We start from the raw sequence: 15,543 nt of genomic DNA on the forward strand, positions 1-15,543 counted from the left end.
GGGACGGTTATGTAAAAAGGACTGCAGAGGAGCTGCAGTCCTTTTCGTGATGCAATGCTTGCCTTATTAGTCTTCGTGGAGATGATGGAGTCCATGCAGAAATGCAGATACGGTCAGACGTAGACTTTCGTCTGGATCAAAGTTCATGCCGAAGCCGCCTTGTGCCTCAATGGAGGCAAACCCATGGCAGAGGCTGCGCAAACCACGAACGGCATGCAATGCTTCCGCTTCGGTTAGCGGGTAGGGCTGCAAGGTATGAAGCAGCAGTTCCAGCGTGGCTGTGCTGGCCGCGGCGAGTTGTGGCTCCTCGCGGTCCGGGGCATGAAATGAGGCTTCGTACAGCCCAGGGTGCTCGCGGACGAAGCCGATGTATGCCGCGGCGACGTCCTGAATGGCTTCGTCGCCGGTACGGTCTGCCTTAGCCGCCGTTAGTGCACGGCTAAGCTGTTGTACGGACATCAGCGCCATATCCTGGCGAAGCCCGGGCAGTCCGCTGATGTGGTTGTAGAGCGACGGCGAGCGCACATCCAGCCGCTGGGCCAACGCGGCCAGTGTCAGAGCCTGAAAGCCGTCGCTGTCAGCAAGCTGGGCGGCGGCGCTGAGCAGAGCGCCGCGATCCAGCCCTTGCCGGGGGCTCACAGTTGCCCCCCGGCAAAGCCGAGCCGCTGCTGTGCATCAGCGGTTGCCGCGCGCATGGCGGCAGCGGGCTGGCGCAGCATCCGTCCGTGGCCTACCGCCAGCACGGACGGTTCCAGCTCCGCCAAGCGCTTCGCGCTGGCCAGAGCCGCTTCGCGGTTCCACGTCGCCAGCGCGGGGAACGGGAAGAGCGGGCGCACGCGGCCGGATACAGCAAGGCCGCCTTGCAGCTGGTACGCGTCGCCGGCGATCAGCACGCGGCTGCGTGTATCCATGAAGGCCATGTGCCCCGGTGTATGGCCTGGTGAGGCAACGGCAACCAGTGAACCAATCCGGTCGCCTTCATCCAGCAAGTGGTCCGGCTGGGTCCGAACCGCTTGAGGTTTGGGCACACCGCCGCGCACCCGGGTCTGTGGCTCACCTGGGAGCAGGGAAGGATCTCCCGCCAGTAGCCGGGCATCCCGTCTGGAGATGAAGACTTCCGCTTGGGGGAGAGCCTCTTTAAGAAGGTCCAGTGCACCGATATGGTCGCTATGAGCATGAGTTAGAATGATTCTGGTGATGGGTTTGCCAAGGGACTGGGCAGTTGCCAAGATCCCCTTGAAACTAAAGGGCATTCCGGCATCAATTAAGGTTAATCCATCTTGCTCTTCAACAAGATATACGTTCACAGGGAAGAGCTTTGGAAGGAATGTAACTTGAATGACATCAAATTCTCGGGTAATGCGCATCGATAAACCCTCCTTAAAACTAATGATATTAGTATTATAACTAATGGCATTAGTTTTAGCAATACCTGTTATTCTTTTTGATCGAATAAAAAAAATTTTAAATAATGATGCACTTTACAAAAAAAGCGTTTTCAAATTGAAGATTACCGATTATAATAATCACGTAAGCCCTTTCATATGTCTATCTTATTGGAGCCCTTCGCGTAGCGAAAGGCTCACTTTTTTGTTCTTTTTAGGTTGAAATGGCGATAGGATGTGTCCTCTTGGCTTGATTTTGTAGAGGGCTGTAAGTATTGGTATAACAGGAAAAAACACGTGTGATTCCATCTTGAGTGAAAGTTGACAAACATAACTGTTATTCATATAATGACAGTTATACTTACCTTGGGTCGAAGTCCATCGGTGTAGTATGCCGGGAAGGGAGTAAGTTATGAACAGTGAATTTACCATTGCGGTGCATTGTCTTGTTTTTCTCTCAATGAGAGATGAGTGTATGGCCAATAGTGAAGACTTGTCCCAGAGTGTGGGTACGCATCCGGCCAGAGTCCGCAAGGTACTTAGTGTTCTGCGCAAGCATGGTTACCTCACAACGAAGGAAGGTGCTCATGGCGGGTACTTGCTTAGCCGTCCAAGTGAGGAGATTAAGCTTGGAGAACTGTACAGACTCGTTGCTGGCGGTTCACTTGGTCCGAACTGGTGTTCAGGGGAGTCCGGGTCATCGTGCGTGGTATCTTCCAATATGCAGGCCGTGATGGGGAACATTTACGACGGAGGCGAAGAGGCACTGAGCGCCTATTTTGATCGTATATCCATAGAGGATGTGAAGCAGCGTATAGGTCATGGAGAAGCATGTAACTTGTCGCTGGATGGATTGCCTGGCAAAGAGAAGTCCTGACAGATTCCACAACCAATGGTCCTCTCTGATGTGACCTTGGTTTAGTCAGGCATGGTGGACAGGTTCGTGATCGACTGGTTATGGAATGGGCGTATGCTCCGGTGAAAGATCCATTGAATGGTTTCAAGCGATTCCGGGCATAACGTGAACACAGATGAGGAGAGGTCGTCTGCGCTGATGTTATTTTCGGAAGGCAAGTCTTTGGTAGAGTTGGTATCAAAATCGCCTTGCGAATGTAAAAGAGAAAAACAAACAAAATAGAGTCTGGGGAGTGGAACACATGTCAGGCATTGAAAAAAATGAAACACTTCGCGTTATTAGCGAACGTCATGCGGTCAAAAAATACGAAAAAGGTTTTGAATTGCCTGAAGCTGATCTAAACGCAATCTTGACAGCAGCTGGGGAAGCACCGTCTTCATGGAACCTGCAACATTGGAGATTCCTCGTGATTGAATCCGAAGCGGACAAAGCTAAATTGCTGCCAGTTGCTTATGGACAAAGTCAAATCACAGACAGTTCCGTTACAATTGCTGTTCTCGGAGATCTCGAAGCGAACCGTAACACGGTGATCTATGATCAAGCTGTGGAAGCTGGCGCATTGACTGCTGAGATTCGCGACGCATTGGTTGGGCAGATCAACGGTGCTTACCAAAGCCCGCAAACGGCTCGCGATGAAGCGATCCGCAATGCTTCCTTTGCATCCCAAAATATTATGCTTGCTGCACGCTCCCTGGGTTACGACACTTGCCCGATCGGTGGATACAATCCGCAGAAATTGATTGAAACCTTCAACATTCCAGCACGTTTTGTGCCAACATTGTTAATTACGGTAGGTAAAGCTGCACAGCCAGCCCACCCATCAGGACGTTTACCGTTGTCCGAAGTTGTAGTTAAAGGTTCTTTCTAAGTTAAAAAGCTAATCTGATGATTACATCAGTCATATAGGTATAATGCAAACAGCCGCACATTCCTGTTAAAGGAAGATGCGGCTGTTTGGCATAGGAGGGTTCTACCGAAGAGGCAGCTTTTTCATAGAAATATTACTTCTCAGGTGTTTCCGGGATTTGCGGTGCATGGAAAGATTCCAGATACTCGATTGCGTTATACATCATAACGGCTGCTTCGGCACGAGTAATCGTTTGTTTGGGATTGAAGTTGCCGTCGGCATCCAGTGCATTGATTTTGAGAACCAGAGAGCGCTGTATGGCACCTTGATACTCTGGCGTAAGTTCCTGTTCGTCGTTAATGTCCACAGGTTTGATATTAATCATCGGCAGACCGCCTTTGGCTTCAATGCCTTGCATCAGGAACAGGGTGTACTGTTCACGAGTGAGCGCTTTGGACGGATCAATATCCTGTGACATCTGAATTCCATTATATTGGGCGCGGATAAATGCATCACTGTACCATACGCCATCTTTTACATTAGAGAAGTGGTCACTTGGGAGCGGCTGTTTGATAAAACGAATGGTGTCCAGATTCAGATTCAGTCCGTCCGCAATCAATTGGATGCCCTGAGCGGTATTTAACTCCTGTTCAGGCTTGAACAAGCTGTCGCTCACGCCTTTGATGAATCCATCCTGATGAAGCGATTCGATTTTGTCCGCTCCTGCCACGCCTTGAATATCCGTAAATTGGGCTGGCGCCGCGTTCATTGGTCCTGCACTTAGAGAGAGCGTGAGCAGAGCTCCGGCAGTTAATGCAGCAATCATATTTTTTTTCATGATAGGTTCGCCTCACTTTTCCAGAGATAATCCCTTTATATAAAAGTTATTTGCTCCTATAGACGACCCTTCTGTACAAAAGGTTGCTGCAATTTTCCAACTGAATTCATGAGCATTCAGAAAGGGTTAAGTGAAGGCACGGCCTCTAACCTTTGGATTTATTTCGATAATCCGTGGGTGAACGTCCCATCATTTTGCTGAACAGACGGGAGAAGTAGTAGGGGTCCTTGAAACCAAGCTCGGAACTGATCTGCTTCACGGTCCAATCGGTAAAGTCCAGATAGCGGCAGGAATGCTGGATCTTGAGCCGCAGAAAATAATCGATGGGCGAATGACCGGTAGCTTGCTTGAACAACTGTGAGTAATGAGGGACAGACAGCCGCGCGTGTGCCGCCAGTTCCTTGAGGGTGATTCCGTTCTCCAGATGCTCCAGCATATACTGAACAGATTGTTCAGCCGCACGTTTGCTGCTGACGACCCCGCCATCTGTTCCTGTCGTTTCCGGCCCATAAGCAAGCATACCAAGCATATAACCAATAATCTGGGAGGCATAAGTCATTGTCTGTATGGAGTAACCCGTCTCTAACGCGCCGTAACATTCATGGAAAAGCTCAAGCCATTTCTGAGCCTTGGCCGGTGGCATAGTAGAAATATGATGGGTCAACAATGGTTCTATGTAGGATAAAGCGTGATCGCCGCGTAGATGAATCCAGAAGATGCTCCATGGTTCAGCTGCGTTGGCACCATACACATGAGGAATATGTGCTGGCAATATGGTGAGGTTTCCCGGGCGGACTTCATACGTCTTGCCGCCATCTATCGTATACCAGCCTGTGCCTTGGGAACAGTACATCAGAATATGTGATTCACAACCATCGGGACGGTCACGGTAATGATGTTCTGCTTCGTGAAAGTAACCGATATCCGTAACGTATAACCCCGACGTGACTGGATAAGCTGCGGCTTCTTGCAGCAGCGGGTCCGGAAGCACAATGAGTTTTTGCATACGAAATCCGTCTGATTTACGCAGTAGGGGTGGTCTGTTGTTAGGTCTCATACTCTGTATTATGGTGAGAGGGGATAAGGGAGTCAATGACAGAATGAGAACGCTCACTGGTTATGATCTAATTTAGAAAGCCACGTTACAGGAAGTGAAGCAGTTGCCCGTGAATTGGGTAAGTACATACCAGTGGGAAGAATCAGACCAATGAAAATACAGGATAAGGGAGAGATTAGATATGGAACCAGTCACAACTCAGGAAACGTTTTTCTATACAGGTACGTATGCTTCAGCGGATGAACCGGGCATATTCCTATGTGCGCTGAATACGGATACAGGAGAGATGCGAATCGTGAATCACATGGAGGGTGTGAGCAATCCTTCTTATCTGGCGCTATGCCCGGACGCAAACTGTCTATATGTGGCGAGTGAGACAGACGAGGGAGAAGTGTTGGTTTATCGGAGAGATGCGGCAACGAGTGAACTGCACCTGATGGATCGAAAGCAGACCAGAGGGGCTTCCCCATGTTATGTGTCTGTCTCGAAGGATGGTCAATGGGTATTCACATCCAACTATAGTAGCGGCAGTGTCAATGTATTCCCGGTAGGCGATCAGGGGACGCTCGGTGAGATGAGTGCATGGGTGGAGCACACGGGAAGTGGAATCAACGAAGAACGCCAGGAAGGGCCACATGCACACTCCATCCAGCCAGATCCCTCCGGACAGTATGCTGTCGTGTGTGACCTTGGCCTGGATCAGATTATTGTGTATCGCTTGGAAGAAGGACGTCTGGTTACGCATCGTGAGACGAATCAGCGGCCAGGCGCTGGCCCAAGGCATCTTGTGTTCCATCCCAACTCCAAGTGGGCTTATGTAATCAATGAATTGGACAACACGGTTACGGCATTCCTGTACGATGAGCGCAGAGGTGAGTTCACTACGTTGCAGCACATCTCGACACTTCCAGAAGGGCATAAGGGAGAAGGTACGGCCGCAGACATCCGTGTATCTCCATGTGGTCGTTTCCTGTATGCATCGAATCGGGGAGATGACAGCATCGTGCTCTATCACATTGATCAGGAGAGCGGTAAGTTGGAAGCCGTAGAGTGGACGTCCACGATTGGGCAGACACCGCGTAACTTCAATCTGCTTCCAGGTGGCATTCTAGTGGTGGCGAACCAGGATAGCAATAACCTCGTAGGTTTCCAGATCAGTGAAGAAGACGGGCGTCTGACGCATAACGGGTTCAAGCTGGAACTGCCTCGTCCGGTATGTATTGCGCCTGTGGTATGAGTTGTAATACGGTGAATTGAGAAGTGTAAGTGGAATATTACATCTGAAAAGTGATCTATAAGCTGTGAAATCATGGAGGAACGCATGGTTTTACAGCTTTTTTTAGTATTTTTAAGGGATTAACTTGAAAATAGTGGCAATTATCACATTTTTTTATTGACCATCGTTCGAACGTTCATTATGATCAGAATATATGGTGATGAAACCTAAAATCTGGATGTTGCACGAAGGGTGGTGCTTTCCTTGGAACCTGCAAATTCAATTCGGGAGCAATTAACCCAGTTTATCGATAAGAACAGCATGACGCTCTCCCGATTCTCAGAAGTATCTGGCATTAATACAGGCACAATTAGTCGTATTTTACATGGGAATCGTCCCATATCCGTGAGCCAGTTAATAGCGATCTCATCAGGAATGGGCGTGGCAGCGGATCATTTTTTTGCCGACTATGTGGAAGAATGTTTCGCTTATTCTGTATCCATGCGGCGGATCAGACCGTTCATTCTCCGAAGTGCCGAACTGAATCGGCTGGACTGCATTGAGCAGATTCTCCATCGGCTACTGGACGACTTGGATTATGCGACAGAACTATTTGAGATGGCAGAACAATTATTTGAACGAAATCAGTGGTCTAGCGCGGCATTGTTATATAAGAGTGTGAGTGAGGTTGAGAAATATCAGCATTCCGAACGGCTTGCCATGTGTCAGTATCGCATGTTTTTAATTGGACAAGGTGAGAATCTGGAGGAAAATCTAAGGATGGCTATCTTGTTCGAGCCCTATGTGGATCGACTGGATGAGTCGTATCAACTGGATGCGCTGAAACATTTGATTCATGTGTTTATGGCAGTTCATAAATGGAATAAGGTTAGCGAGCTTTCTGACAAGATGTTGCTTTTAGCCCAGATACAGTATGAGGCAAGTAACAACCGTAAACGTAAGAATCAGGAGATGAAACGGACAGAGCGTCCCCTATATTTTTATATACTATACTCCTGGCTGATCCAATCCACTGTATATGAGGAACACAGGGACTATGTTCGAGCACTCGACTTTGTGAAGTTATATGCTGACGGACAAAGCTGGGTGAAAGAGGACGATGAAGAATCCCGTCGTATCTTGAAGCAGTTTGAAGAGTGGGCTGTAGCCAATACGTATCTCTATCGTTTAATGTCTGGAGAAGTGGATGTTATTCCCGATTATGCGAATTATATTGAGGGACGTAAAGACGAAATCTTCATGGCCCTTCGATATATAGTACGAGCTGCAAATAAATTTGGCGTAAACATTGATCACATTTTGGATCGTTTCTCCGACTATATCCCCTTACGTACATACAAGACTGAATTTGGGGAGTACAATCATTCAATTATGGGCGAGAGTTACGCACAGTTTTTAAGTGATTTAGGAGTATATAATCTTACAAAACATCGTCATGATGCAATTAATCTAATTTTGGAAGGTTTGCATTTTTCAGTTAAAATAAATAGTGATCGGAATATTATTACGTGTATGACCTTGTTTGAGCAATACAGGGATCGGGCCGATTCAGTTGCAAAACAAAAATTCAAATTATTATCAAGCGAGGTGCAGCGGATCAATGCAGAAAAAAGTATCGTTTTTGTTGACTCTATGTAGTGTTTCAATCGTAATGAACCCAATAATCTATACATTAATGGGACATGGAGCAGGTGGCGGCTAATTGTAGTAGTAAATGAAAATCGTGTATTCAAGGGGTTTAAACAGCATTCTCAAATTTATTGAGAGTGCTGTTTTTTATGAAAATCTATTATTTACATCAAATTATTCTTTAAATTACTAAATTAGACCTATAGATGGAATTAAATGTTTAATTTAAAATGGATGTATTAAAGCGCTTACATAAAAGATGGCGCTACAAGGGCATCGGGCTTACCAATACAATTGGGGAGGCAATTGTTTATGGGAAATCGATCATCACTGTGGAAGCGCGCATTACGTACAGCCGGAGTATCGTTGTTGAGTTCCGCGTTGTTGGTTACTTCGCTTGGCCTGGGCAACACGCCAGTAACACATGCAGCGGGTGCAAGGCAGATGGAATTTCTGGATCGCGGTGTGGTGGCTATAAAGACCGGGACAGGTGTGTTTGTCAGTTGGCGACTCTTGGGAACGGAAGGTTCGAATGTATCGTTTAACGTCTATCGGGATGGAACCAAGGTGAACGCATCGCCCATAACGAACAGCACCAACCTTCAGGATGCAAGCGGGACAAGCAGTTCCAAATACACGGTTCGCGCTGTAGTCAGTGGAACGGAGCAGGCTGCTTCAACGGCAGCGAGCGTATGGGGCAACAACTATCTGTCTGTACCGCTTAATGTACCCGCAGGTGGGACAACGCCCGATGGAGTAGCCTATACCTACAGTGCCAATGATGCCAGTGCAGGTGACCTGGATGGTGATGGTGAGTATGAATTGATCGTGAAGTGGGACCCCTCCAACGCCAAGGATAACTCCCAGAGCGGTTATACGGGGGAAGTGTTTATCGATGCCTACAAATTGAACGGAACACGCCTCTGGCGGATTAGTCTGGGCAAAAATATTCGCGCGGGTGCTCACTACACCCAGTTTATGGTCTACGATCTGGACGGTGACGGCAAAGCCGAGGTCGCGATGAAAACAGCCGATGGCACCAAGGATGGCACTGGCGTGGTCATCGGGGATGCAAGCAAGGATTACCGCAATTCCAGCGGTTATGTATTGTCTGGCCCCGAATTCCTGACGGTATTCAATGGGCAGACTGGCAAAGCGCTCTCCACGGTGAACTACGAACCGGCGCGTGGCAATGTATCCAGTTGGGGAGACAACTACGGCAATCGGGTGGACCGATTCCTTGCTGCCATTGCTTACCTTGATGGAGAGCGTCCAAGTCTGGTGATGGCTCGCGGGTATTATACGCGCAGTGTGCTTGTGGCCTATAACTGGCGGAATGGACAGCTGACCAAACAATGGACATTTGATTCCAATACATCTGGCAATTCCGGTTATGCTGGGCAAGGCAATCACAATCTGAGTGTGGCGGACGTAGATGGAGATGGGAAAGACGAGATCGTCTATGGTGCCATGGCGGTGGATGACAACGGCAAAGGATTGTACACGACAGGACTTCATCATGGCGATGCCATGCATCTGAGTGACCTGGACCCGGATCGCCCCGGACTTGAGGTATTTCAGGTTCATGAGACGCCATCCAATGCCGGAGTAGAATTCCGTGATGCAGGTACTGGCCAGTTAATCTGGGGAGTCAAAACAACGAAGGATATTGGACGCGGCATGGCGGCGGATATCGATCCAAGATATAAAGGCGCCGAAGTATGGGCAGACGGCAGCCTGTACACGGCCAAAGGGCAGAAACTCGGAACAACCCTACCTTCTTCCACGAATTTTGGTATCTGGTGGGATGGTGACTTGCTCCGTGAACTGCTGGACAGCAACCGAATCGACAAGTGGAACTATGCCAACAGCACGACGGTGAACCTGCTCACTGCATCCGGCGTATCTTCCAATAACGGAACCAAGTCTACGCCGAATCTGCAGGCCGATCTGTTCGGGGACTGGAGAGAGGAAGTGGTATGGCGGACGAATGACAGCTCAGCGCTGCGGATCTATACCACAACAGCAGTTACGGACAAACGCATCTACACGCTGATGCATGATCCAGTGTACCGTCTTGGCGTCGCTTGGCAAAATGTAGCCTACAATCAACCGCCGCACACCGGCTTTTATCTCGGAGAAGGAATGAGCACACCACCGGTACCCAATATCCGGTATGCGGGCAGATGAGGAATGGACTAGGCGTGGCAGTCCAATTCCGTTCATGTTTACAATAGACAGTGAAGGATAAGAATCGCTGAGGGGATCAACGGACGTTGGTTCGTTGTTCCTCTTTTATTTGCCAATGGTGCAAAAATCCGGTAAAAATCGGAAAAAACGTTTGACAGGTATATAGACTGCCTTTATTATACATATATAACTTACTAAACAGGTAGGAATAATAAAAATGAATCTGTTTTCATTGTGAAAGCGGTCATTTTACAGACACATGCAACAATGCAATCTGAACAGAATAACGTTCTCACCGTATAGACGGAGGAACACCGCAGCGCATCCTTTCCGGATGGAGCATGCACGGCCTTAAGCCGGCATGACTTTATGGGGAGAAGTGCGCGGGGGTTCCTCCGTCTTCTTGTTTTTATATGGGGCGTTCCATCCTGTTCAGCCGGCCTGAGGTAGTCATGCAGATCTATATCGGGGGAGTGTTATTTAATGAAAAAGAGAATTCACAAGGGTATTCTGGTTGGTCTGGCACTGGTGTTAACAGGAGTTCTGGCAGCATGCGGATCGGATAGCGGCGGGTCCAGTGCGGCAGGAACATCAGGGGGAGAGGAAGGCGGCACAGAAGGGGCCAAGGCCATCGAACTGCTGAATGTTTCCTATGACCCAACGCGGGAACTCTATGAGCAATATAACAAAGCGTTTGCGGCGCATTGGCTGAAAGAGAAAGGTCAGGAAGTGACCATCAAGCAATCCCACGGGGGCTCGGGTAAGCAGAGTCGTTCTGTCATTGACGGACTGGATGCGGATGTGGTGACGCTGGCATTGGGATACGACATTGATGCGATTGAAGATAAAGGTCTGATTAACGAAGGCTGGCAGGATAAATACGAGCATAACAGCGCGCCGTATACCTCTACGATTGTATTCCTTGTACGTAAAGGCAATCCAAAAGGCATCAAGGACTGGGATGATCTGATCAAAGGGGATACACAAGTCATCACCCCGAACCCCAAAACGTCCGGTGGAGCACGTTGGAACTATTTGGCGGCATGGGGATATGCCCTCAAGCAAAACAACAATGACGAAGAGAAGGCGAAGGAATTCGTTGGAGAATTGTTCAAGCATGCGCCTGTACTGGATTCGGGTGCGCGCGGGTCTACGACGACGTTTGTTGAACGTGGCATCGGTGATGTGCTGCTTGCCTGGGAGAATGAAGCTTTCCTATCGGTAAAAGAGTTGGGTCCGGACAAATTCGATATTGTTGTGCCTTCCGTCAGTATTTTGGCTGAACCACCGGTTGCGATTGTGGACAAAAATACAGACAAAAAAGGAAGCCGCGACGTGGCGGATGCCTATCTGAAATATTTGTACAGTGAAGAGGGACAGACGATTGCTGCTGAAAATTATTACCGCCCAACGCTGGATAGCGTGGAGGAAAAATTCAAGGATCAGTTCCCGGCGCTTGAACTGTTCACATTGAATGATGTATTTGGAACATGGCGGGATACCCAAGCCAAACATTTCAATGACGGTGGTATCTTCGACCAGATCTATGTTCCAGGCAGCTAAGGTTGCTCTGTTCAATGGACACCTGATCAATCGCGCTGTGAGCGGCCAACCAGCCTTACCGGCTGAAGGCAGAGAGGATGAACGTGCATGAGCAAGGTGATGGTGGCGCGGAGACGCACATTGCCGGGATTCGGATTAACGATGGGTTACAGTGTACTCTACCTGAGCCTGGTTGTACTTATTCCATTGGCTGCGCTGTTGTTTAACTCCACAGGGCTGACGTGGGCAACCATGATTGAGGTTGCGACCAACCCCAGGGTGCTAGCTTCCTTCCAAGTCAGCTTCCTGACCGCAGGTGCAGCGGCCCTGATTGATCTCGTGCTGGGGCTACTCCTGGCATGGGTGCTTGTTCGGTATGAATTCCCGGGCAAAAGGCTGTTTGATGCGGTCATTGATCTGCCCTTTGCCTTGCCGACGGCAGTAGCAGGGGTTGCCCTTACGGCGATCTATGCCGGCAATGGCTGGATTGGACAATTTGTAGAGCCTTTGGGTATTAAGCTGGCCTATTCACAGGCCGGGATTACGCTGGCACTGATGTTTATCGGAATTCCATTTGTGGTACGTACAGTGCAGCCTGTGCTGGAGGAACTGGAGGCGGAGGTAGAAGAGGCGGCTGCCACACTGGGAGCAGGGCGATGGCGGATATTCCGTACCATTCTGCTGCCGGATCTGATTCCGCCGCTGCTGACCGGGTTTGCTCTGGCTTTTGCCCGGGGCATTGGCGAATATGGCTCCGTTGTATTTATCTCAGGCAATATGCCGATGAAAACGGAAATTGCCCCCTTGCTGATCATGGCCAAGCTGGAGCAGTTCGATTATGCAGGTGCTACAGCTGTTGCTTTGCTGCTGCTGATGGTTTCTTTCATCCTCTTGCTGATTATTAATTCCTTGCAGCGTTGGAGCCGGAAGGCGGGCAGAGCATGACGATGAAGCAAGATGGAATAAGGGTACAAACAGATGTCACTCACCCAAACCAAAGGAGGTGCAGCATATGGCGGGTTCCGTCCCACTGAGCCCTGTTCCACCCATAAAGACCAGCCGTGGAACGAACCGTGCAACGACGGAAGCTCCATGGGTCAAATGGTTGTTAATCGGATTGGCAAGTCTGGTGTTGATATGGCTGTTGATTCTACCGTTGGTAATCGTGCTCATGGAGGCGTTGAAGCAAGGCTGGGGCGTATATATCGCGGCTCTTACCGAACCGGATGCCATGTCTGCGCTGAAGCTTACGTTATTGGTTGCGGCGATTACGGTACCGTTGAATACGGTATTTGGCGTGGCCGCTGCCTGGGTCATTACCAAGTTCCAGTTCAAAGGCAAGGGGCTCATGATCACCCTGATTGATCTTCCCTTTTCGATTTCGCCTGTGGTGGGCGGGTTGATTTTTGTATTGGTCTTTGGTTCGAATGGGTGGTTTGGGCCGTGGCTGTCCGAGCATGATATCAAAATCATTTTTGCGCTGCCGGGCATTGTCATTGCAACGTTGTTTATTACCTTCCCCTTCGTAGCGAGGGAGCTGATTCCACTGATGGAGGACCAGGGAACCAGGGAAGAGGAAGCAGCGGTTACGCTGGGTGCTTCCGGGTGGCGAATCTTCTGGAGTGTAACTTTGCCCAACATCAAATGGGGGCTGCTGTACGGTATTATTCTGTGTAATGCCCGTGCTATGGGCGAGTTCGGAGCCGTATCTGTGGTATCAGGACATATCCGCGGAGAGACGAATACGCTGCCGCTGCATGTGGAGATTTTGTATAACGAATATCAATTCTCGGCTTCGTTTGCCGTGGCGTCCTTATTACTTATTCTGGCTCTCGCCACGTTGCTGCTCAAGAGCTGGCTTGGACACAAAGCGGTTTCAGAAAAGTGATTATGAGAAGAAGAAAATACAGATTGACAGCTACTGGAAGCCCTGCTAATGTATAAACCAAGTATATAGGTTGGATAAGAATGAATTATAAATCAGTTGGATGACAACGCATCGAGGACTATAGCGGGCAGTAGCCCGAGAAGAGGAGGCGGCTCTATGGCTAAGCCGTTAAAAGTGGATGAGGTATGGTTGGACCGAATTGCCGGACAGCTGAATGACATGGAGTTTGGTTCATTGCACATCGTGGTACACGAAGGTCAGATTGTGCAGATGGAGCGGACCGAGCGCAAGCGTTTTGAAAATACGCCCTCAGGTAGCACCTCCAAATCCGGCAGCACTGCACGAAGCACTTCACCCCGATCCCTGCGCGGATCGAATGCGAGTGCGAAGGGATAGAGAGTGACGTCGCTTCCAATACGTCCCGCCTATTGGGCAGGATTTGTCTCCAAATTCTCCTTAGACCATTTATTCGCTTCAAGTAGCACCTGTTGCCCACCTGCATCCATGAATTCTTCCACAAAGGTATCGAAATACCCCACAGGCTGATCGCCAGTGATGATGGAGATGTACGCTCTGTCTCTCATGCGAATCAACTCAGATGAATATTGAATCAGAGCAGGGGTTGCAACCTCCAGGCGATTATAGATACCATGCTCCGTCAACCCTGCAGATGCAGCCCACTGTTCACGTTTGTCCGAAGGCGTACCTGGAACCATCATGCCGATACTTGAGCCAATCATATTGGTGTAATTCTCCATACTGCTATATGGAGGAAGTAAATGAAATGATCTTGATGGTTCAGCGCTCCAGTCCCAGTGCTTTCCTGGAAGGCCATACTCCATTTTGATCTGCTCGACCGGATCGGGGTTGGCACTTACATAATCCAGTATCTCCAAAATTTTCTCCAGTTTCCCCGGCTCTTTCGCAGCCTCAGCTCCAATAGCAATAAAATTCATCAGCAGATTATTTCCTTTAGAACCGCTATGTCCATCCGGACCAATAACAGGAGAACCAAATACAATCTCTGCAGCTGCGTTCTTCTGTAGCAGCTCATTCACATTAAACGAGGCTTTCACTGGGGTTTCTTGGCCATTTTCGTTGGGGACACTGTAATCTCCTGCTTGATTCCAATGATAGTAGTTACCCATCGAGGTCATCCCAATTTTGCCATTAATAAAAGCATGGGATAGATGCTTATAGCCGCCTTTATTCTCGCCGGTTATAAATTCAGGGTCGATAATCCCGTCCTGATACCACTTTTGCATATAAGTCAGGGCCTTTTTCATCTCAGGCTCCAAAGCACCGATTACGAGTTGGTTGTTTTTCTCATTAAAGTACAGCTGCTCGGTAAAAACGGATTGTCCAAACGCGCCAAATACAACATTTAAGCCCTCCTTGGATAGGCCATACGTATCCTGTTTACCATTTCCGTCCGGATCATCTTTGGCAAAAGCATACATAACCGTTTCGAATTCATCTAATGTCTTCGGAACGTCCAGACCAAGCCGCGTAAGCCAGTCCTCTCGGTATACGACAGGGGTTTGATAGATGTTAGTCTGATTGATGACCGGAATCCCATATAATCTGTCGTTTATTTTTCCATACTCCAAGTAACGTGAATCATAATCGCGAATTCGCTTTACAATATTCGGTGCATGTTCTTCAAGAACATCCGATGGAATTTCTGCTAATACCCCTTGCATCTGATACTTGAGCAGATCATGCGGCTGTCTGATTCGGAACAGATCCGGTATCTTCCCTTGAACCAGCTCCAGTTCCATCAGCTCTTCATAGCGCTTGTTCTCAAGGTTCCACACCTCCAGATTGACATCAAACTGATCCTCAATATAGGTAATCATCTCAGCGTTCTCAGGAACAGGGACATTTTGATGCATGGTCCAGGAAATCGTGTATTCCGGTGCTGTGTCCTTCTCAGAGCTTGCTGAATGTTCCTGCTGTTGCACTTGTGCTGATTCCCTGTTTAGAACGGTACAACCGCTCATCAATCCAATAA

At 48.8% G+C, this 15,543-nt stretch carries 14 protein-coding genes; 9 read left to right on the top strand and 5 right to left on the bottom strand.

Translation table 11 applies throughout. The features are described 5' to 3' along the window. Positions 1-66: 66 nt before the first annotated feature. Both AC4G47_RS02530 and AC4G47_RS02535 read right to left on the bottom strand, forming a co-directional pair. On the bottom strand, positions 67-639 hold the full coding sequence (locus AC4G47_RS02530; protein ID WP_491104625.1) for a TetR-like C-terminal domain-containing protein: 573 nt from the start codon (positions 637-639) through the stop codon (positions 67-69). Next, complete coding sequence (locus tag AC4G47_RS02535; RefSeq protein WP_491104626.1) at positions 636-1,367, bottom strand: MBL fold metallo-hydrolase; 732 nt, start codon at positions 1,365-1,367, stop codon at positions 636-638. Before AC4G47_RS02535 ends, AC4G47_RS02530 begins: the two co-directional genes overlap by 4 nt. Before the next feature lie 430 nt (positions 1,368-1,797). Between AC4G47_RS02535 and AC4G47_RS02540 the strand changes: the two genes are divergently transcribed. Then, positions 1,798-2,262 (top strand): RrF2 family transcriptional regulator, encoded by a 465-nt coding sequence (locus tag AC4G47_RS02540; RefSeq protein WP_491104627.1) that lies wholly within the window; start codon positions 1,798-1,800, stop codon positions 2,260-2,262. Positions 2,263-2,542: 280 nt separating this feature from the next. Beyond that, positions 2,543-3,169, top strand: a complete 627-nt coding sequence (locus AC4G47_RS02545) for a nitroreductase family protein (RefSeq protein ID WP_458125106.1) — start codon at positions 2,543-2,545, stop codon at positions 3,167-3,169. 133 nt (positions 3,170-3,302) lie between these two features. On the opposite strand, the gene AC4G47_RS02550 is transcribed toward AC4G47_RS02545, so the two are convergent. Both AC4G47_RS02550 and AC4G47_RS02555 read right to left on the bottom strand, forming a co-directional pair. After that, entirely contained in the window at positions 3,303-3,986 is a 684-nt protein-coding gene (locus AC4G47_RS02550) for an S-layer homology domain-containing protein (RefSeq protein WP_491104628.1), read from the bottom strand. A gap of 145 nt (positions 3,987-4,131) precedes the next feature. Next, entirely contained in the window at positions 4,132-4,992 is an 861-nt protein-coding gene (locus AC4G47_RS02555; protein ID WP_491104629.1) for an AraC family transcriptional regulator, read from the bottom strand. Positions 4,993-5,224: 232 nt separating this feature from the next. Here AC4G47_RS02555 and AC4G47_RS02560 point away from each other — a divergent pair, with 232 nt between their 5' ends. The 7 genes from AC4G47_RS02560 to AC4G47_RS02590 all read left to right on the top strand — a co-directional run bounded on the left by AC4G47_RS02560 (position 5,225) and on the right by AC4G47_RS02590 (position 13,925). Continuing rightward, entirely contained in the window at positions 5,225-6,280 is a 1,056-nt protein-coding gene (locus tag AC4G47_RS02560) for a lactonase family protein (RefSeq protein WP_491104631.1), read from the top strand. A gap of 243 nt (positions 6,281-6,523) precedes the next feature. Continuing rightward, positions 6,524-7,918, top strand: coding sequence for a helix-turn-helix domain-containing protein (locus AC4G47_RS02565; RefSeq protein ID WP_491104633.1), 1,395 nt, complete (start codon positions 6,524-6,526; stop codon positions 7,916-7,918). A gap of 303 nt (positions 7,919-8,221) precedes the next feature. Next, entirely contained in the window at positions 8,222-10,099 is a 1,878-nt protein-coding gene (locus AC4G47_RS02570) for a rhamnogalacturonan lyase (RefSeq protein WP_491104634.1), read from the top strand. Positions 10,100-10,582: 483 nt separating this feature from the next. Then, the gene (locus AC4G47_RS02575; protein WP_491104635.1) at positions 10,583-11,662 is read left to right on the top strand and encodes a sulfate ABC transporter substrate-binding protein; all 1,080 of its coding nucleotides are present in this window, start codon (positions 10,583-10,585) and stop codon (positions 11,660-11,662) included. Positions 11,663-11,749: 87 nt separating this feature from the next. Further along, entirely contained in the window at positions 11,750-12,586 is an 837-nt protein-coding gene (gene cysT, locus AC4G47_RS02580; RefSeq protein WP_491104636.1) for a sulfate ABC transporter permease subunit CysT, read from the top strand. Between the two features lie 67 nt (positions 12,587-12,653). Next, positions 12,654-13,529, top strand: a complete 876-nt coding sequence (gene cysW, locus AC4G47_RS02585; RefSeq protein WP_491104637.1) for a sulfate ABC transporter permease subunit CysW — start codon at positions 12,654-12,656, stop codon at positions 13,527-13,529. A 156-nt stretch (positions 13,530-13,685) separates the two neighbouring features. Beyond that, the gene (locus AC4G47_RS02590; RefSeq protein ID WP_458125114.1) at positions 13,686-13,925 is read left to right on the top strand and encodes a YezD family protein; all 240 of its coding nucleotides are present in this window, start codon (positions 13,686-13,688) and stop codon (positions 13,923-13,925) included. 29 nt (positions 13,926-13,954) lie between these two features. Here AC4G47_RS02590 and AC4G47_RS02595 read toward each other — a convergent pair whose 3' ends face one another. Beyond that, on the bottom strand, positions 13,955-15,493 hold the full coding sequence (locus AC4G47_RS02595; RefSeq protein ID WP_491104638.1) for an extracellular solute-binding protein: 1,539 nt from the start codon (positions 15,491-15,493) through the stop codon (positions 13,955-13,957). Positions 15,494-15,543 lie beyond the last annotated feature (50 nt).

Source organism: Paenibacillus sp. Negev47 (assembly GCF_058313655.1).